This is a genomic window from Dactylosporangium sp. NPDC049140 (assembly GCF_040648435.1).
Genome location: NZ_JBEZDS010000003.1, coordinates 200,476 through 217,220, shown reverse-complemented (window position 1 = coordinate 217,220; position 16,745 = coordinate 200,476). Strand labels below are relative to the sequence as shown.

The window sequence follows — 16,745 nt, the reverse complement described above, 5'->3', positions numbered from 1 at the left end:
GTCGACGTGTGGACGGAGGGGACGGCGTGAGCACGGCGGTTCGCCGCCGGTTGACCGGCTGGCTGCTGCCGGAGCACCCGCCGGCCGCCCCGGTCGGCATCCTCGTCGCGTTGGCGATCATCGCCGCGGAGACCGCGACGCTGGCCCTGCTGCACGCCACCGCCCCGACGAGCACGCCCCGCGCCGCCATCTACCTGCTCGGCGTGCTGGTGGTCGCGGGCGTGTGGGGCGTACCGCTGGGGCTCGCCACCGCCGTGACCAGCGCGGCCGCCTTCAACTACTTCCACCTGCCGCCGCCCGGCCTGCACCTGAACCCGCACGAGGACATCCCGCTCACTCTGATCTTCGTCACGTCGGCGCTGCTCGCCAGCGGGCTGGCGAGCCTGGCCCGGTCCAACGCCGCGGAGGCCCGGCTCCGGGCCGAGGAGGCCGAGTCGCTGCTGGCCGAGCAGGCGGCGCTGCGCCGGGTGGCGACGATGGTCGCCGCCGGCGGGCCGCCGGCCCAGGTGTTCGCCGCCGTGACCGCCGAGCTGCACCACCTGTTCCGGGGGTTCAGCACGGCCCTGATCCGGTACGAGCGCGACGGCACCGTCATCGCCGTATCGGAGCGCGACGAGCACGGCACACTGTTCCCGGACCGCCCGAACCTTCCGATCACCGGCGAGAACGTCGTCGGCAGAATCCTGCGCACCCGCCGCCCCGCCCACATCGACTACGACAGCGCGAGCGGCCCGATCGCGGACCGGGTGCGCGCCGTCGGCGTCCACCGCGGCTTGGGCGTGCCGATCATCGTCGCCGGCGACCTGTGGGGCGTGGCGCTGGTGATGTCGTCGCGGCGGGATCCGGTGCCGCCGGACGCCGAGGCCCGCCTGAGCGCCTTCACCGGCCTCGTCGCCACCGCCATCGCCAACGCCGAGAACGGCGCCGAGCTCGTCGCCTCGCGGTCCCGCCTGGTGGCCGCCGCCGACGAGGCCCGGCGGCGCATCGAGCGCGACCTGCACGACGGCGCGCAGCAGCGCATCATCGCGCTGGCGCTGAAGCTCCGGCTCGTCGACGACGGCGCGCTGGAGGACCCGGCGGCGGTACAGCACCTGCTGTCCGACACCGTGCACAGCCTTACCGAGATCCACCAGTGCCTGTCCGACCTCGCCCGGGGCATCCACCCGGCGCTGCTCATCCAGGGCGGGATCTGCCCGATGCTGCGCACCCTGGCCCGGCGCAGCACCGTGCCCGTCGACCTCGACCTGTGCGTGGACCGGCGGCTGCCGGAGCGGGTGGAGGTGGCGGCGTACTACGTGGTGTCGGAGGCGCTCACGAACATCGCCAAGCACGCCAACGCGACCCTCGCGCGGGTCGGGATGACCGCGGACGACCGGTGCGTATGGCTGACCGTCCGCGACGACGGCACCGGCGGCGCGGACCCCGCGGGCGGCACCGGGCTCATCGGCCTGCGCGACCGCGTGGCGGCGCTGGGGGGCCGCCTGAGCGTTACCAGTTCCCCGGCCGACGGCACCACGCTGACCGCCGCGATCCCGCTCGTCGAGCCCGCGGTGGACGCCGCGACGATTTCCACCCCGACCGCGGCCGCCTAGCGGGGCTCAGGCGGCCGCCGGGCCGGCCGGCAGCGCCGAGACGATGGTGAAGACCTGGTCGAGGGCGGTCAGGCGGAACGTGCGCCGCAGCCGCTCGTGCGGGCTGACGAGCGTGAGCCGCTGGCCCCGGCCCGCCAGCCGCTGGTACACGCTGACGAGCACGCCCAGGGCGCTCGAGTCGATGAACTGCACGGCGGCCACGTCGACGTACAGCGCGGCCGCGTACTCGTCGAGCACGGCGTGCAGGTAGCGACGCAGCTCGGGCGAGGTGGCGATGTCGAGGTCGCCCACGGCGGTGACCAACGTCGCGCCCGTCCCGGGCCGCACCGACAACTCCACGAACATCCCCATCCGCATGACCGGCCCGGCTCGGACCGTGCCAGCGATCGTAGCCCCCGCGCGCCCGGAAGTCCGTAACCGGCACGACACGGTCAGCTATCGGCGCCGCGGCGGTTAATCGGTGGACGGGTGACCGGCGGCGGCGGTACCTTCCTCCCCGACCGTGGTCCGGCCCGAGGAGGTGAGCACCGTGAACGATGCAGCGAAGTGGGTGCTCCCCACCCCCGTCACGGTCGGGCGTCGGCGCTAGGTGCCGCCCGGGAGCCTCCCTCTGGGATCTCCCGAAAGGTGACACCGATGGACACACTCCTCATCACGCAGGTCGCCGAGCGGCAGTGGCATGCCCTCGCCGACGACCTCGTGGTCGGCCGCGGCGATGCGTCGCCCCGGCCCGACGGCCGCCTCTTCCTCAGCATCGACGCCTGGCACGACCCGGTCTTCGAGCGGCTCGCCGCGGTCATGCTGGCCGCACTGCCCCGGCCGCTGCACACGGTCGTGGACGAGGCCGACCTCGACCTGACCGCCCGCTGGCGGCAGGCCGGCCTGACCGTCCGGCGCCGGGAGTGGGAGTACGTCATGGCGTCCGGCGCCGCCCCCGTCCCTTCGCCGCGGGGCGTGACGACGCTGCCACCCGGCACCGCGCAGGTGCGCCCGCTGCGCCGCCTCGACCGCGCGATCCGCGCCGAGATCGAGTCCTCCGTGGGCTGGGATCAGATGCCGGCGGCGGTACTGTCGCGGCCGCTCGACCCGGCCCGGTACGTGGTCGCCACCGAGGCCGGCGCCTATGCGGGCCTGGCCCGCCTGGCGCTGCTGCCGAGGCACACCCGGATCGGCCTCATCGCCGTACGGGCCGGCCATCGCCGCCGCGGCATCGCCCGGGCGCTGCTCGCGGAGGTGCGGCGGGCGACGCACGAGCGCGGGGTGGCGACGGTCTCGGCGGAGGTCCACGAGGCCAACGCCGCCGCGATCGCCCTCGTCGAGGGGGCCGGCGCCCACCGGCAGGGCAGCAACCTCGAGCTGGTGATCCGCTGATGGCCAGGTCGACCGACGGCATCCAGGTCGAGGGCACCGTGGTGGAGTGCCTGCGCAACGCCAACTTCCGCGTCGAGCTGACCAACGGCCACGTGGTCCTGGCCCACATCAGCGGCAAGATCCGCAAGAACTACATCAAGATCCTGCCGTTCGACCGGGTGCTGGTGGAGCTCAGCCAGTACGACCTGACCAGGGGCCGGATCCTCTTCCGGTACCGCAACTGACCGCACGGCCGCCGGCCGTCGCGCCTCTCGTCTGGATCACGGAGTACCCCGTACCCGCCCTCGCCGTCGTGGATCTGCACCCGGTGGTGTGCCGTACTCCGTGCTCCGTCACTTGTGCGCCGTGCTGGGCGTGCGATGTCAGCCGGGGAGTCGAACCCCGCACCCGCCCCCGGGCGCGCCAAGAAAGGGGCCGGAATGCCCGCCGGCCTCGGGTTCGTGCACGCCTCCACGTCGGCTACCCGCTCCGCGTCCTCAGTCCAGCAGGTCGGCCTCCCAGTTCGTGCGCTGGATCAGCGTGTCGACCTCGCGCAGCTGCCGGGCCAGGTCGTCGGCCTCGCGGCGCAGCTCGGCGACCGGCAGCGCGGCGACCATCTTGAGCTCGGAGCGCAGCTGCCGGTAGCCGCGCTGCCCGTCGCCGGCCGCCGCCGCGGCCGCGGCGGTCACGATCGTGTGGCGCAGGCGCAGCACGTCGCGGCGGGCGAGGGCGTCGGTGAGCGTGCCGCCCTCGACCCGGACGGCGGCGTTGGTGCGGTTGATCCGCCGGATGAGCGTCTCGAGCTCGCCGAGCACCGCGCGGGCCTCGGCGAGCAGGGCCGCGGCGTCCTCGGCGGGCGTCTCGCCCTCCTGGTAGCGGGCCGTCGCGGTGACGCGGGCCCGGAGCTGTTCGACGCGGCGCGCCGCATCGGCACGCAGCGCGAGAGCCTCGGCAAGTTTCATGCCCGCCAGTGTCCCCGCCGAAGATCATCCCCGCACCCGGGTTTCCGGCGCCGCGGCACGGGCCGCGGCGCTGACTTTCGGCCGGCGCGGATGGAATCATGTGCGCATGACGGCATGGCAGGACGTCGAGTCGGCGGAGCCGGAGTTCGCGCGGCGCGTGCGGGCGCTGTTCGAGGCGCACCGGCACAAGACCATCGCGACCGTGCGCGCCGACGGGGCGCCGCGCATTTCCGGCATCGAGGCGTCGTTCGAGGACGGCGAGCTCGTGTTCGGCTCGATGGCCAACGCCCGCAAGGGCGCCGACCTGCGCCGCGACCCGCGGTTCGCGCTGCACAGCGCCACCGTCGACCCGATCGAGGGCGCCGAGGCCCAGTGGCCCGGCGAGGCGAAGATCGCCGGGCGGGCGGTGCCGGCCGCCGCGGCCGGCGAGCAGGCCGAGGGCGACCGGTTCCACGCCGATGTCACCGAGGTCGTGCACACCCACCTCGACCCCGAGGCGACCGTGCTGGTCGTCGAGTGGTGGACGCCGCAGCACGGCCTGCGCCGCGCCGAACGCGCCTGAGACACGCTCCCCGAGCTACGCCCGGCGGGCTGCCGCGAGCAGGTCGCGGCCCAGGTAGGCCAGCAGGCGGCGATGCGCCGGGGCGTCGGCGGGGCAGGGCCGCTCGGCGCCGAACATGCCCGTCCGGCGGAACGCGGCCATCCCCACCTCCTCCATCGTGGCCAGCAGCCACGCGCACTGCTCCTCATCCAGGTGACGCTCCTGGCCCGTGGACACGGCCAGGTCGGCGCCGTGAACGACAACCTCGGTGAGGTGGACGACCGCCGCCGCCGGCGCCGGCAGCACCCCGAAGCCCAGGCGCACCGTCCCGTCCAGGGCGCCCGGACGGCGCCAGGCCGCGCGGTCCAGCGCGGCGGCCGCGGCGTAGGCGGCCTCCGCGTCGGCGCCGAGCCAGTCGGACTCGTGCTCGCCGCCGGCGTCAGTGCCGGACAGCTCCGCGGCGAAGATGCGCATGCCGCCGACGAGGTGGTTGAGCTCGTCGCGCAGCGTCCACCCCGGGCACGGCGAGGGCGACGCCAGGGCCGGCACCACTCCGGCCACGACGGTGCCGGTCGTGACGATGGCGGTTTCGATGCGGTCGACGATCGTGGTCATCGGGCCCCCTCGGTCTTAACGCAGTCCCGTACTGCGTTAATATTATAGGCATGAAGGTTCGGCGCACCGGAGGGCGCAGCGCACGGGTGCGGGACGCGGTGCACCGGGCGGTCGCCGAGCTCGTCGCGGAGCGCGGTCACGGCGCCTTCTCCGTGGCCGACGTCGCCGCACGCGCCGGCGTGGCCGACACCAGCATCTACCGCCGCTGGGGCGGCCTCGAGGCGCTCGTCACCGACGTGGCCATGACCCGGCTGTCCGCGGACTTCCCGATGCCCGACACCGGCAGCCTCGCCGGCGACCTGCGCGCCTACGCCGAGGGCGTGGCCCGCGACGTGCGCGGCCCCGACGGGCTCGCGGTGCTGCGCCTGGTCGTGGCGCTGTCCACCGCCGGGCCGGAGGGGCTCGCGGCGCGGGACCGGTTCGTCGCCGAGCGCGGCCGGCAGTTCGAGGCCATGCTCGAGCGCGCCCGCGAGCGGGGCGAGCCGGCGCCCGAGGCCCTCGACATCGTCGATCACATCCTCGCGCCGCTGTACGTCCGCGCGCTGTTCGGCCTCGGTGACCTCACGCCCGGGCACGCCGCGGAACTGGCCGACCGGCTCGTCGCGCAGTCGCGTTCCTGACCCGTCGAGGGCCCCTACCACCAGCCCTATCATCACGTTCAGCGTCGTGGATCTGCCATAGGGTTTACACGCCGTTCAGGCTTCGTCTGCCGACCGTCGTACCGGGGCGCCTAACGTCCCGAGGTCGGCCTGCGGGCCGTCGGAAATGCAAACCGACCACTGGAGGTCCGGGTCTATGTCCCGTGCGCTCGTCCGGCGGGTCTCCGTCGCGTTATCCCTGTCCACGGCCGGGTTGGCGGTACCGCTGCTCGCCGTTCCCGCGTTCGCCAGCCCGGCGGGCACGGATCTGGTGATCAGTGAGGCCTATGTCAACGGCGGCTCGTCGGGTGCGAGCTATCTGAACAAGTTCATCGAGTTGTACAACCCGACCGCGAGCCCGATCGCGCTGAGTGGGGACACGCTGCAGTACCGGGCGCCCACCAGCACCGTCGTGCCCAGCGGATCTCAGGTGTTCGCGCTGTCCGGGACGGTGGCCGCACACGGTCACTTCCTGATTCAGCTGCCCAGCAACGGGGCGAGCACCAACCCCGGTGCGCCGCTGCCCGCGGCGGACCTCAACACCGGCACCAGCATCAACCCGGGCGCGGGCGGCGGCACGCTCTACGTCGCCGCGAGCGCCGCGGGTGTGCTGCCGACCGACAGCTCGGTCATCGACAAGATCGGCTGGGGTACCAGCAACTCCCCCGAGGGGTCCGTGACGTCCGGGAACTCGCTGGTGCTGAGCTACCAGCGGAACGCGGCCGGGGCGGACACCGACAACAACGCCGCCGATTTCCACACGGCGACGCCGGAGCCGCAGAACGCGGCCTCGGACGGGGGCACCAGCACGCTCGCGGTGACCAACCCCGGTGCGCAGAGCGCCACCGTGGGCACCGCGATCGCGCCGCTGGCCCTGGCGGCCTCGGGGGGCACCGCGCCGTACACCTGGACGGCCGACGGTCTGCCCGCCGGGCTTTCGATCTCGTCGGAGGGGGTCGTCACCGGCACGCCCAGCGCGGCCGGCTCGTCGTCGGTCTCGGTCACCGCGACCGACGCCGCCGGCGGCAGCGCCTCGGCGACGTTCACCTTCACGGTGAACGCCGCGGCCGAGGTGCTGGCGATCGCCGCGATCCAGGGCACGGACACGGACACGTCGCCGTACGCGGGCAAGCCCGTGACGACCGAGGGCGTTGTGACGGCGGTGTACACCACCGGCGGTTTCAACGGCTTCTTCGTGCAGACCGGGGGCGCCGACACGACGCCGGGGGCGTCGGACGCCGTGTTCGTGTTCGGCTCGATCTCGGCCGGGCAGGTGAGCATCGGCGACAGCGTGCGGGTCAGCGGTACCGTCCAGGAGTTCCAGGGCGAGACCGAGATCTCCTCGCCGTCGGTGACCAAGCTCGCGACCGCGCTGCCGGCGGTCGTGCCGGGCTCGATCCCGTGGACGAGCCTCGACACGGACGCGGAGAAGGAGGCGCACGAGGGTGAGCTGATCGCGCCGCAGGGCACGTTCACCGTCGCGGACAACTACGACGCGAACTGGTACGGCTCCTTCACCCTCGCCGCCGGGGACACCCCGCTGCGCCAGCCCACCGACGCGGGCAAGGCGGGCAGTCCCGAGGCCCAGGCCGTGGTCGCCGACAACGCGGCCCGGACGGTGACCCTCGACGACGGTGCGAGCGTCAACTACAGCTCCGCCGCCAACGCCGGCACGCCGCTGCCGTGGCTGACGCCGACCAACCCGGTCAGCATCGGCTCGAAGGTCGCGTTCCACCAGCCGGTGATCCTGGAGTACCGCTTCTCGCTCTGGAACTTCCAGCCGACGCGCCAGGTCACCGACGACGGCCACGCGGTCGCGACCTTCAGCGACACCCGCACGGCCAACGCGCAGCCCGCCAACGTCGGCGGCAACCTGCGCCTGGCCACGTTCAACGTCGAGAACTTCTTCCCGATGACGGGCGAGCGGTACGTCGCGGCGGGCCTGGGCACCTGCACCTACTACGACGACCGGGCCGGCAACCACATCGCCGTGCGCACCTGCACCGGTCCGAACAACAGCGCCGGCCCGCGCGGGGCCGCGAACGACGCCAGCTTCCAGCGGCAGCAGGCGAAGATCGTGACCGGCATCAACCGGCTCGGCGCGAGCATCGTTTCGCTCGAAGAGGTCGAGAACTCGGCGAAGTTCGGGGAGAGCCGCGACGCGGCCCTGGCCCAGCTCGTCGACGCGCTCAACGCGGCGGCCGGCGCGAACGTGTGGGCGTACGTGCCCTCGCCGAGCGCCGACAAGCTGCCGGCTCTGGCCGACGAGGACGTGATCCGCTCGGCGTTCATCTACAAGCCGGCGGACGTGGCGCTGGTCGGCGACGCGACGATCCTGTTGACGTCGTCGGGCCCGGGCCAGCCGTTCTCGATCGCGCGGGAGCCGCTCGCGCAGGGCTTCAAGAAGGCGGGCGCCCAGAACGCGGACGCGTTCCTGGTCGTCACGAACCACTGGAAGTCCAAGGGCGCCGGCGACCCGCTGTACGACGGTGACGCCGAGGACACCTCGTCCCCCGCGGTGGACCAGGGCGCGTACAACGCGACCCGGGTCCGGGAGGCGCAGGACACCGTGGCGTTCGCCTCGTCGGCGGCGTCGGTCATCGGCACGAACCGGATCTTCCTGGTGGGCGACCTCAACTCGTACACCCAGGAAGACCCGCTGCAGGTGCTGTACCAGGCCGGGTACACCGACCTGGGCTCGACCCTCGACCCGTCGGAGGCGACGTACTCCTTCAACGGGCTGCAGGGCTCGCTGGACCACGTGATGGCCAACGCGGGCGCACGCGCCCTCGTGACCGGCGCGGACGTCTGGCAGATCAACGCGCAGGAGGCGATCGCGTACGCCTACAGCCGGTACAACTACAACGCCACGCTGCTGTTCAACGGCTCCGACCCGTTCGCGGCCTCGGACCACGATCCGGTCGTCGTCGGGCTCAACGCCCCGGTGACGCCGCTCGTGCCGGCCTGGAACCCGTCGAAGGTGTACAACAATGGCGACACGGTGTCGTACAACGGCTCCGAGTGGAAAGCGCTGTGGTGGACGCAGAACCAGGTGCCGGGCGACCCCTACGGCCCGTGGCAGCAGATGGCCACGACGCCGGACGGAACCGCCCTGTGGACGCCGTCGCGCGTCTTCAACACCGGTGACGTCGTCGTGTACCAGGGCAAGAAGTACGTCGCCAAGTGGTGGACGCGCAACCAGACCCCGGGCGACCCGTGGGGCCCCTGGAAGCTCGTCTGACCGCGTAGTTAAGGGGTCGTCCTCTTCGGACTTCGAGGAGGGCGGCCCCGCCACGCGGCCACCGCCGCGAACCCGGCCAGCGCCGCGCCCGCGGCCATCGCCAGGCCCACCCCGGGCGCCGGGAACGAGCCCGCGTCGATGATGTCGTGGCGGCCCGAGGCCAGCCGGGCCAGGTCCCGCCCGGCCAGGACGGCCGCGCCGAGCCCGGCCAGCGCCGCGGCGACCGCGCACCAGGCCCACCCGCGGAAATGTGCGGCGGCGAGCAGCCCCGCCGCGAGCAGCGCCAGGGGCAGCGTCACCGCCCCGCCGTGCTCCAGCCCCGACACGTCATGCGCGCCGGCGATCGTGATGGCGCTCTCCCAGGGCAGCGCCGACGCGATCGCGAGCACGGCCGCGGCCCCGACGCCACCGGCACTCAACCTGGCCGTCACTGACCACCCCCCGCGCCGCTCACACGAGAACCCCGGTCAGGCAATCATAGGTGTTGGTAGTTCGTGCGGACCGGTGGCGGCGAGGTGAACCTCAACCGGCGGCCGGCTTGCGGGCGTGCACGCGCTCGACGGTGCCCGCCTTGCGCCGCTCCGCCTCGACGACCTCGAACCCGGCGGCCCGCACGAGCGGCAGCTGCCGCCGGGTGAAATGCTCGCCGGCGGCCCGGATGGTGAACCGCTCGACCAGCCACTGCGCGGCGCGGATCGGCGGCCAGTGGCTGCCGATGTGGTCGAGCAGGAGCAGCCGCCCGCCAGGCCTGAGCACGCGGCGCATCTCGCCGACGGCGGCGCCCGGCCGCGGAATGGTGCACAGCGACAGCGCACACACGACCGTGTCGAAGCTGTCGTCCGCGAACGGCAGCGCCTCGGCGTCGCCCCGCAGCAGGTGTACCGCACCGCCGAGCCCGGCCGCCCGCTCCCGCGCGATCGCGAGCATCGCGGGGCTCAGCTCGACCCCGGTCACGGCGACCCCGGCCGGGTAGTGCGGCAGGTTCAGCCCGGTCCCGACGGCGACCTCGAGCACTCGCCCCTGCGCGCGGGCGCCGAGCCACTCCCGCCCGCCGCCGAACCAGTGGCGCTCGAAGAACGCCAGCTGCCGGTCGTACTGCGCGGCCTGCTGGTTCCAGGCCCGCAGCACCTTCGCGGTCTCGCCGTCGCGGGGCGGAACCGTCATGCGGTGAGCTCGCCGGGCAGCAGGCTGTACACCACCGTGTCGCGGCGGGAGTCCTTGAAGAGCATGTGCGAGCGCAGCACGCCCTCGCGCGTGAAGCCGCAGCGCTCGGCGACGCGGGCCGAGGCGGGGTTGTCCGGGCCGCAGGTGAGCTCGAGCCGCTCCAGGCCGAGCGCCGCGAACGTCCAGCCGGCCAGCAGGCGCAGCGAGCGCGTGGCCACGCCGCGGCCGCGCGCCCACGGGGCGACCCAGTAGCCGATGGCCGCGCGGTGCTGGGCGTCGCTGAGGTCGTACACCGACATCGCACCCCAGATCCGGTCGGGCCGCGCCGCGTCGGCGATCGCGAGGTTCAGGTCGTCGCCCGGCCGCGCGAACGCCTCGTCGACCTCGGCCCGGGTCGGGGGCTCGACGCGTGGCCACGAGTGGCGCTGGCACAGCTCGTCGGCGAAGCCCTCGTACCGCTGCGGCAGGTCGCCGGCGCGCCACGGGCGCAGCAGCACGAACCCGTCGGCGAGGGATTCCGGAAGGGGCGGCACGGGCGCCATTCTAGGCGGAGCCCAGGAGTCGGGAACCATCCGGCGGCCGGCGGGAACACGGGCCGGGGGTGCGGGCAGTCATCGGTATGTTGCACTACATGGCCGACCCGCGGGAGAGTCCGCCCGACGTGGCCGACCTCTTCGACCGGTACGGCGCCGAGCTGCGGCACTACTGCGCGGGCCGGGTCGGGGCGCACCTCGCCGAGGACATCGTCGCCGAGACGTTCCTCATCGCGTACCAGCGCCGGGACCGGCTGCTCGACGGGCCGGTCCGGGCGTGGCTGTACGGCATCGCCTCGAACCTGCTGCGCCGCCACCGCCGCACCGAGACCCGCGCGCTGCGGACGCTCGCCCGGACCGGCCGGGATCCGTTCGTACCCGACGTCGCCGACCGCGCCGTGGACCGCGCGCACGCGGCCGCGGTGAGCCGGAACCTGGCCGCGGTGCTCGCCCGGCTGCCGGCCCGCCAGCGCGACGTCCTGCTGCTGTACGCCCTGGCCGACCTCGACTACGACACCATCGCGCGCACGCTCGGCATCCCGCTCGGGTCCGTGCAGTCGGCGCTGTTCCGCGCGCGCAGGAAGCTGCGCGCCGCATTGCCCGAGGGGGAGCTGTGAGCACCGACGACCGGTCCGACCTCAACGCGGTGCGCGCGCTGGCCGCGCCCCGCACCGTCACCTCCCCGGAGGAGCTCGCGCGGCTGCGGTACCGCGTCATGCGCGGCGACGCCCCGGCCCGCCGGCGCTCCTGGCTCGCGCCCGCCACCGCCGCCCTCGTCGCGCTCGCCGTGCTCGCGGGCATCGGCGTCGCGCTCAACCGCAAGGTCAGCGAGCAGCCCGGCCTGGGCCCGGCGCCGGCCGGCCACGTCGAGATCGGCGCGCCGATCCCGGAGCCGTGGCCGGACCTGCAGCACGCGGCCCAGGGCACGCAGCCGGTCCCGGCGAGCGGCGAGGACCAGCTGCACGTGCGCGCCACCATGCTCGTGCCCGCCGGCGGCCCCGGCGGCGGCCTGGTTCCGCAGGTGCGCGACACCTGGTACGAGGTGCAGGGCATGATCACCGTCCGCGAGCTCTACGACGGCCGGCCGGCCGGCCCCGGCCCGAAGGGCGAGGACGTGACCGAGCTCGACCGGCAGAGCTTCGCCGAGGATGGGCCCGGCCTGCGGCACCCCACGCCGGAGTGGCTGGCCGGGCTGCCCGGCGAGACGATGCTCCTGCTGCAGGATCTCGGCCTGGTGCGGCCGGCGGGTCCCGATCCCGGGCCGGCGGTCTGGAACACCTGCACCGGCCTCATCGAGCGGGTCGACCCGCTGCTGTCCAGCCGGGCCCGGGTCGCGCTGCTGGCGACGCTGGGCCTGCTGCCGGACCTGGTCTACCGGGACGTGACGATCGACGGCCGGCACGTGTTCGGCATCGGCCGGCAGGAGGGCCAGGACGTCGCCATGTTGCTCTTCGACCGGCAGACCGCGCACGTCCTCGGCCGGCTGCAGCTGATCGCCGGCGGCGGCCCGGCACCCACCCCGGGCGTCGTCGACACGCGGCCCTCCGCGGGCACGATGCGGATCGGACAGCAGCTCCTGTACGACTACGAGGTCGTCCATCCGTGATAGGTTCGGCGGCGCCGTGCACCACTGCGACTTCGGGAGGTGAGACCCATCAACGCTGTGACCGATGATCGGGGCTCCCTCCCTCGCATGGTCTGAGGGAGCGCCCGAGCAGGCATCCGAAAGGCCTGAACGCATGCGCTTCACCTCATCGACGTCGTCCGACGGCGTCGCCGAACAGTCCTTCACCCTCGACGGGATCCCGGGCGTGCTGTGGACGCCGGAGGGTGCCACCGGCCCGCGGCCCCTCGTCGTGCTCGGGCACGGCGGCGGGCAGCACAAACGCGCCCCCGGCGTCGCCGGCCCGGCGCGCCGGTTCGTGACCGGGGGCGGCTTCGCGGTCGTCGCCGTGGACGCGCCCGGCCACGGCGACCGGCCGCAGGACGAGACCGTCGCCCGGATGGCGGCCGAGAACCGGGCCGCGATGGCCTCCGGGGACGAGGTCGCCCCGCGGCTGGCGGCCCTGCACACGTACCTGGCCCGGCAGGCGGTGCCCGAGTGGAGCGCCGTCGTGACGGCGGTACAGGAGCTCGACCACGTCGGCGCGGGCCCGGTCGGCTACCGGGGGCTGTCGATGGGCTGCGGCCTCGGCCTGCCCTTCGTCGCCGCCGAGCCCCGCGTCCGCGCGGCGGTGCTGGGCCTGTGCGGGCCGCTCGGCCTGGCCGGCGCGGCGAGCCGGATCACGGCCCCCGTGCTGTTCCTGCTGCAGTGGGACGACGCGCTCGTACCGCGGGAAGCCGCCCTCGCGCTCTTCGACGCCCTCGCCTCGCCGGCCAGGACGCTGCACGCCAACCCGGGCAACCACGGTGACGTGCCGCGCTTCGAGACCGACTCGGCGCTGCACTTCTTCGGGCGCCACCTCGTCTGATCCCTCGCGGCGGCCTAGGCTCGGGTGCTGATCACCTGCGTCGTCGAGTACGTCATCGACCCGGCGAAGATCGAGGCGTTCGAGGCCTTCGCCGGGTCGTGGATGGAGCTGGTCGACCGGCACGGCGGGCACTTCCTGCCGTTCGAGGGCGCCAGTGAGGCCTCTACCCTGCGGCTTTCTCGCGCTGTCGTCGCAGGATCACGGCCGCGATGCCCCCGATCGGGATGAGGGCCCAGCAGGAGAGCACCCGGTACACGAGGACGGCGGCGGTGGCGCCGGCGGCGGTGGCGCCCGCGGTCGTCAGGCCGGCGACGAGGGCGGTCTCGACCACGCCGACGCCGCCCGGGGTCAGCGGGACCTGGCGGACGATCTGCACGGTCAGGTACACGGTCGCCATCGTGGCCACGCCGACCGGCAGGTGCAGCGCCTCGGCCACCGCGATCAGGCAGAAGAGGTCGGCGAGCCACTTCACGGTGGCGTACACCAGCGCGAACACCCAGTCGAGGGCCCGCAGCCCGGCCCCGGCCCGCCACGCGTCGCCGGCCGCGCGCAGCAGCGACTGCAGCACGCGGGTCACGCGGTTGCCGGCGACCGGGCCCACCCCCGGCTCCGGCGGCGGGCGGCGGGCGAAGCGGCGGCCGGCCACGACCAGCGCCGTGGTGAGCGCGGCCATGGCCACGACGACCAGGAGCGGCTGCCAGCTCAGCAGGCCGTCGGGGTGGCGGGCGAGGACGGCGAGGGCCAGACCCGCGTACAGCAGCGCGAGGCCGCCGATGGAGGCCAGGCCGGACACGATCGCGGACGCGGCGGAGGCCTCGCGGGTCGCGCCGCCGCGCTGGTACTCCCGGATCGTGAACGCGGTCGACACGGCCGGCCCGGCGGGCATGGAGATGGACAGCGCCGTGCCCGCGAGCGTGATCGCCATCACGTGGCCGCGGGTCAGGCGGGCGCCGAGGCTGTTGAGCAGCCGGCGCTGCTGGAGCGCGAACGACTCGATGGAGGCCACCTGCAGCACGACGGCAAGAGCGATCCAGGTGTACTTCGCGCCGCCCAGCGCGTCCAGGACGTCCCCCGGCGCGGGGAGCCGCCCGCGCAGCCCGATCGCGGCGAGCACGAGCGCGATGACGCCGAGGACCGCGAGCCGCACCCACGGCCGACGGCGCCGCGGCGGGGCCGGGGGCGCAAGCTGGGGCGTGGTGGTCGCGGACACGGTCCGATTATCCCCAACCCCACCCGCACCTTCGCGTCCTGGCGGCGTGGGCAGGATCTCAGGCCGTCCCACCACGGATTACCGATTATTGAATTACCGGTAATCGTAATGCCGGTAATTCGGCGCCGGTGACGCAGCGTGATCGGCGGCGACGATCACGGGCCGGGCTGAGCGCCGCGCACCGGGGGCCACAGGTGGTGATGCCGGCGATGCCGGCAATCCGGGCCGGGACGCCGCCGCTGTAGCGGTCAGCATGCTCGCGAACACCCACGGTGAGTTCACGATCGGGGCGGATCGCGAAGATCAGGTATCGATGTGTACCGTGCTGCCGATGGACGGCGAGCCCCGGGTGCTGGGTGGGCGGTACCGATTGGACGACATCCTCGGCGTCGGGGGGATGTCGGTCGTCTGGCTCGGCCATGATGCCGTGCTCGGGCGGGCCGTCGCGGTGAAGCTGCTCTCCGGGCGGTACGCCGCCGACGAGCGCTCCCGGCGGCGCATCCGGGACGAGGCCCGGGCCGCGGCCACGCTGTCGCATCCGAACATCGCCCAGGTGTACGACTTCGGTGAGGCCGAGGCCGGGGCGGAGGCCGAGGCGGCCGGGGACGGCGGGCCCGTGCCGTACATCGTGATGGAGCTGGTGCCCGGCCCGACCCTGGCCGAGCGGGCGGCGGAAGGGCCGCTGGCGGCCGAGGAGGCGCTGCGGATCTGCGCCGAGGTCGCCGCCGGGCTGGCCGCCGCGCACGCCGACGGGCTCGTGCACCGCGACGTGAAGCCGGCGAACGTGATCCTGTCCCCCTCGGGCGCCAAGCTCGTCGACTTCGGCATCGCGGCCGTCGCCGGGCCGGCCGCGCTCACCGACACCGACGCGAGCGGGCGTCCCGTGTTCGGCACCCCGCAGTACCTGGCGCCGGAGCGTCTCGCGGCCGGGCCGGTCACCGCGGCCTCCGACGTGTACTCGCTCGGCGTGATGCTCTACAAGCTGCTCGCCGGCACTCTGCCCTGGCCCGACGCGGACGGGGCCGGGTCGTTCGACGCCCACCGGCACCGGGTGGCGGCGCCGCTGCCCGAGCTGCCCGGCGTGCCACCCGCCGTCGCCGGGCTCTGCCGACGCTGCCTGGCCAAGTACCCGGCGTCGCGGCCCAGCGCCGAGGAGGTCGCCGCGGTCCTGCGCGCTCCGGCCGCGCCCCCGCGGTCGGGCCTGCGCCACACGGCGGGGCTGGTGCTGGCGGCGGCTGCGGGCGGTACCGCCGCCGTCGTTCTGGCTTGGATTCTGGCCTCGGCCGCGAACCGTGCGACGCCCGCGGAGGCCCAGCCCCGCACCGCCGACCCGATCGCCTCCCTCGTCGTGCAGCCGCCGTCGTCCGCCGGGGCCGCAACCACCTCGGCCGCCGGCGCCCCGGCCACCACGCCGTCGGGCGGGACGACCGTGGGCGGGACGCCGCCGCCGGGCGGGGTGGTGCCGGGCCCGACCGCCGGCGCGACCGCGACCGGGACCCCGCCTCCGACGCCCGCGGCGACCACCGGCGCGCCGCCGGCCACCTTCACCTCGGCGGGCGGCTCGGTGACGGCCGAGTGCCGCGACGGCCGGGCGATGATCACGGCGTCGACGCCGACCAAGCCGTACAGGCTCGACGAGGAGCATCCGGGGCCGGCCGCCGCGGCGAGCGTGCGGTTCCGCCACGGCAACGACGTCGTCATGATGACGGTGACGTGCGCGGGCGGTACACCCGCGGTCGAGGTCGATTAGTCCCGGCGCAACGGCCGGCCGCCGGACGACTCGGCGCAACGGCCGGCCGCCGGACGACTCGGCCGGCGGCCGTCACGCCGGCTCAGCCGTGGCCGGTGGCCGGGCGGCCGCCGCGGCCCGCGTCGCCCAGCAGGTCGGCGAAGAGCGCGCGGTAGTGCATCAGGGCCTGGCGCAGCTGCTCGGTCGAGGCGAGGCCGCGCTCGTTGTACTCGCTGATCTCGTGCGCCTCGCGGTAGTGGCCGATGGTCTCGGCGTGCTCGACGCTCAGGTCCTCCACCTTGGTGTTGAAGTCCTTCACCGGGTACCCGCGGTCGGACATCACCCTGGTCACGAGCTCGTCGGCCTCCCGGGTCGCGGCCTGCGGCTCCTCGGCGAAGTGGGCCTGGGTGCGCTGCCACTGCTCGGAGTACAACTGCCGCTGTCCCGGGTCGAGATCGTGCAACTCCAGGTTGTCGTGGCGCTGCTCCCGGTGTTGCAGGTTGCGCTCGGCGGCGCGGCGCGACGGCTGGTCCGCGACCGCGCGGTCGTACTCGGGGCCGAACCGGCTCCGCAGCTCCTGGGTGCGGCGGTGCCGGCTCACGCCCGCGACCACCGCGGCGACGACGATGAGCACCAGCACGATGACGGCGAGAGTGGTGGCGGTCGTTGACATACCGTCGACGCTAATCCGGCCCGGGT

Annotated in this window: 18 protein-coding genes; 10 read left to right on the top strand and 8 right to left on the bottom strand. The window is 74.4% G+C overall.

What is annotated here, in order from left to right:
• Positions 1-26 precede the first annotated feature (26 nt).
• Positions 27-1,592, top strand: coding sequence for a DUF4118 domain-containing protein (locus tag AB0B76_RS07270; protein WP_360370805.1), 1,566 nt, complete (start codon positions 27-29; stop codon positions 1,590-1,592).
• Between the two features lie 6 nt (positions 1,593-1,598).
• On the opposite strand, the gene AB0B76_RS07265 is transcribed toward AB0B76_RS07270, so the two are convergent.
• Positions 1,599-1,943 (bottom strand): STAS domain-containing protein, encoded by a 345-nt coding sequence (locus AB0B76_RS07265; protein WP_360370802.1) that lies wholly within the window; start codon positions 1,941-1,943, stop codon positions 1,599-1,601.
• Positions 1,944-2,228: 285 nt separating this feature from the next.
• Between AB0B76_RS07265 and AB0B76_RS07260 the strand changes: the two genes are divergently transcribed.
• Both AB0B76_RS07260 and infA read left to right on the top strand, forming a co-directional pair.
• Positions 2,229-2,963: a GNAT family N-acetyltransferase gene (locus AB0B76_RS07260; RefSeq protein ID WP_360370799.1), complete on the top strand. Its 735-nt coding sequence runs from the start codon at positions 2,229-2,231 to the stop codon at positions 2,961-2,963.
• Entirely contained in the window at positions 2,963-3,187 is a 225-nt protein-coding gene (gene infA / locus AB0B76_RS07255; protein ID WP_360370796.1) for a translation initiation factor IF-1, read from the top strand. The genes AB0B76_RS07260 and infA overlap by 1 nt, the downstream gene beginning before the upstream one ends.
• A 252-nt stretch (positions 3,188-3,439) precedes the next feature.
• Here the strand turns inward: infA and AB0B76_RS07250 are convergent, their stop codons facing one another.
• Positions 3,440-3,904, bottom strand: coding sequence for a DIP1984 family protein (locus AB0B76_RS07250; protein WP_360370793.1), 465 nt, complete (start codon positions 3,902-3,904; stop codon positions 3,440-3,442).
• 106 nt (positions 3,905-4,010) lie between these two features.
• Between AB0B76_RS07250 and AB0B76_RS07245 the strand changes: the two genes are divergently transcribed.
• Positions 4,011-4,466, top strand: coding sequence for a pyridoxamine 5'-phosphate oxidase family protein (locus AB0B76_RS07245; RefSeq protein WP_360370790.1), 456 nt, complete (start codon positions 4,011-4,013; stop codon positions 4,464-4,466).
• A gap of 15 nt (positions 4,467-4,481) precedes the next feature.
• Here the strand turns inward: AB0B76_RS07245 and AB0B76_RS07240 are convergent, their stop codons facing one another.
• Complete coding sequence (locus AB0B76_RS07240; RefSeq protein ID WP_360370787.1) at positions 4,482-5,060, bottom strand: TIGR03086 family metal-binding protein; 579 nt, start codon at positions 5,058-5,060, stop codon at positions 4,482-4,484.
• A gap of 50 nt (positions 5,061-5,110) precedes the next feature.
• Between AB0B76_RS07240 and AB0B76_RS07235 the strand changes: the two genes are divergently transcribed.
• Entirely contained in the window at positions 5,111-5,680 is a 570-nt protein-coding gene (locus tag AB0B76_RS07235) for a TetR/AcrR family transcriptional regulator (protein ID WP_360370784.1), read from the top strand.
• A 175-nt stretch (positions 5,681-5,855) separates the two neighbouring features.
• Positions 5,856-8,939, top strand: a complete 3,084-nt coding sequence (locus AB0B76_RS07230) for an ExeM/NucH family extracellular endonuclease (protein WP_360370781.1) — start codon at positions 5,856-5,858, stop codon at positions 8,937-8,939.
• A gap of 8 nt (positions 8,940-8,947) precedes the next feature.
• Here the strand turns inward: AB0B76_RS07230 and AB0B76_RS07225 are convergent, their stop codons facing one another.
• The 3 genes from AB0B76_RS07225 to AB0B76_RS07215 form a co-directional block, all read right to left on the bottom strand.
• On the bottom strand, positions 8,948-9,370 hold the full coding sequence (locus AB0B76_RS07225) for a hypothetical protein (RefSeq protein ID WP_360370778.1): 423 nt from the start codon (positions 9,368-9,370) through the stop codon (positions 8,948-8,950).
• 91 nt (positions 9,371-9,461) lie between these two features.
• A complete protein-coding gene (locus AB0B76_RS07220; RefSeq protein ID WP_360370775.1) occupies positions 9,462-10,103 on the bottom strand; it encodes a class I SAM-dependent methyltransferase in 642 nt (213 codons plus the stop codon).
• On the bottom strand, positions 10,100-10,636 hold the full coding sequence (locus AB0B76_RS07215; RefSeq protein WP_360370772.1) for a GNAT family protein: 537 nt from the start codon (positions 10,634-10,636) through the stop codon (positions 10,100-10,102). The genes AB0B76_RS07220 and AB0B76_RS07215 overlap by 4 nt, the downstream gene beginning before the upstream one ends.
• Positions 10,637-10,734: 98 nt before the next feature.
• Here AB0B76_RS07215 and AB0B76_RS07210 point away from each other — a divergent pair, with 98 nt between their 5' ends.
• The 3 genes from AB0B76_RS07210 to AB0B76_RS07200 all read left to right on the top strand — a co-directional run bounded on the left by AB0B76_RS07210 (position 10,735) and on the right by AB0B76_RS07200 (position 13,107).
• Positions 10,735-11,253, top strand: coding sequence for an RNA polymerase sigma factor (locus tag AB0B76_RS07210; RefSeq protein ID WP_360370769.1), 519 nt, complete (start codon positions 10,735-10,737; stop codon positions 11,251-11,253).
• Entirely contained in the window at positions 11,250-12,242 is a 993-nt protein-coding gene (locus AB0B76_RS07205; RefSeq protein ID WP_360370766.1) for a hypothetical protein, read from the top strand. Before AB0B76_RS07210 ends, AB0B76_RS07205 begins: the two co-directional genes overlap by 4 nt.
• A 133-nt stretch (positions 12,243-12,375) precedes the next feature.
• Positions 12,376-13,107 (top strand): alpha/beta hydrolase, encoded by a 732-nt coding sequence (locus AB0B76_RS07200; RefSeq protein ID WP_360370763.1) that lies wholly within the window; start codon positions 12,376-12,378, stop codon positions 13,105-13,107.
• A 163-nt stretch (positions 13,108-13,270) separates the two neighbouring features.
• Here AB0B76_RS07200 and AB0B76_RS07195 read toward each other — a convergent pair whose 3' ends face one another.
• Positions 13,271-14,317: a YbhN family protein gene (locus AB0B76_RS07195; RefSeq protein ID WP_360370760.1), complete on the bottom strand. Its 1,047-nt coding sequence runs from the start codon at positions 14,315-14,317 to the stop codon at positions 13,271-13,273.
• A gap of 331 nt (positions 14,318-14,648) precedes the next feature.
• Here AB0B76_RS07195 and AB0B76_RS07190 point away from each other — a divergent pair, with 331 nt between their 5' ends.
• Positions 14,649-16,067, top strand: coding sequence for a serine/threonine-protein kinase (locus AB0B76_RS07190; RefSeq protein ID WP_360370757.1), 1,419 nt, complete (start codon positions 14,649-14,651; stop codon positions 16,065-16,067).
• Positions 16,068-16,149: 82 nt separating this feature from the next.
• Here AB0B76_RS07190 and AB0B76_RS07185 read toward each other — a convergent pair whose 3' ends face one another.
• Positions 16,150-16,719, bottom strand: a complete 570-nt coding sequence (locus AB0B76_RS07185) for a hypothetical protein (protein WP_360370754.1) — start codon at positions 16,717-16,719, stop codon at positions 16,150-16,152.
• Positions 16,720-16,745: the final 26 nt, after the last annotated feature.

What these genes read in the sequence shown, in the direction of transcription:
- AB0B76_RS07265 (WP_360370802.1), bottom strand. Translation starts at nt 1,943, where the DNA reads ATGGGGATGTTCGTGGAGTTGTCGGTGCGGCCCGGGACGGGCGCGACG.
- AB0B76_RS07260 (WP_360370799.1), top strand. Translation starts at nt 2,229, where the DNA reads ATGGACACACTCCTCATCACGCAGGTCGCCGAGCGGCAGTGGCATGCC.
- infA (WP_360370796.1), top strand. Translation starts at nt 2,963, where the DNA reads ATGGCCAGGTCGACCGACGGCATCCAGGTCGAGGGCACCGTGGTGGAG.
- AB0B76_RS07250 (WP_360370793.1), bottom strand. Translation starts at nt 3,904, where the DNA reads ATGAAACTTGCCGAGGCTCTCGCGCTGCGTGCCGATGCGGCGCGCCGC.
- AB0B76_RS07245 (WP_360370790.1), top strand. Translation starts at nt 4,011, where the DNA reads ATGACGGCATGGCAGGACGTCGAGTCGGCGGAGCCGGAGTTCGCGCGG.
- AB0B76_RS07240 (WP_360370787.1), bottom strand. Translation starts at nt 5,060, where the DNA reads ATGACCACGATCGTCGACCGCATCGAAACCGCCATCGTCACGACCGGC.
- AB0B76_RS07235 (WP_360370784.1), top strand. Translation starts at nt 5,111, where the DNA reads ATGAAGGTTCGGCGCACCGGAGGGCGCAGCGCACGGGTGCGGGACGCG.
- AB0B76_RS07230 (WP_360370781.1), top strand. Translation starts at nt 5,856, where the DNA reads ATGTCCCGTGCGCTCGTCCGGCGGGTCTCCGTCGCGTTATCCCTGTCC.
- AB0B76_RS07220 (WP_360370775.1), bottom strand. Translation starts at nt 10,103, where the DNA reads ATGACGGTTCCGCCCCGCGACGGCGAGACCGCGAAGGTGCTGCGGGCC.
- AB0B76_RS07210 (WP_360370769.1), top strand. Translation starts at nt 10,735, where the DNA reads ATGGCCGACCCGCGGGAGAGTCCGCCCGACGTGGCCGACCTCTTCGAC.
- AB0B76_RS07200 (WP_360370763.1), top strand. Translation starts at nt 12,376, where the DNA reads ATGCGCTTCACCTCATCGACGTCGTCCGACGGCGTCGCCGAACAGTCC.
- AB0B76_RS07190 (WP_360370757.1), top strand. Translation starts at nt 14,649, where the DNA reads ATGGACGGCGAGCCCCGGGTGCTGGGTGGGCGGTACCGATTGGACGAC.
- AB0B76_RS07185 (WP_360370754.1), bottom strand. Translation starts at nt 16,719, where the DNA reads ATGTCAACGACCGCCACCACTCTCGCCGTCATCGTGCTGGTGCTCATC.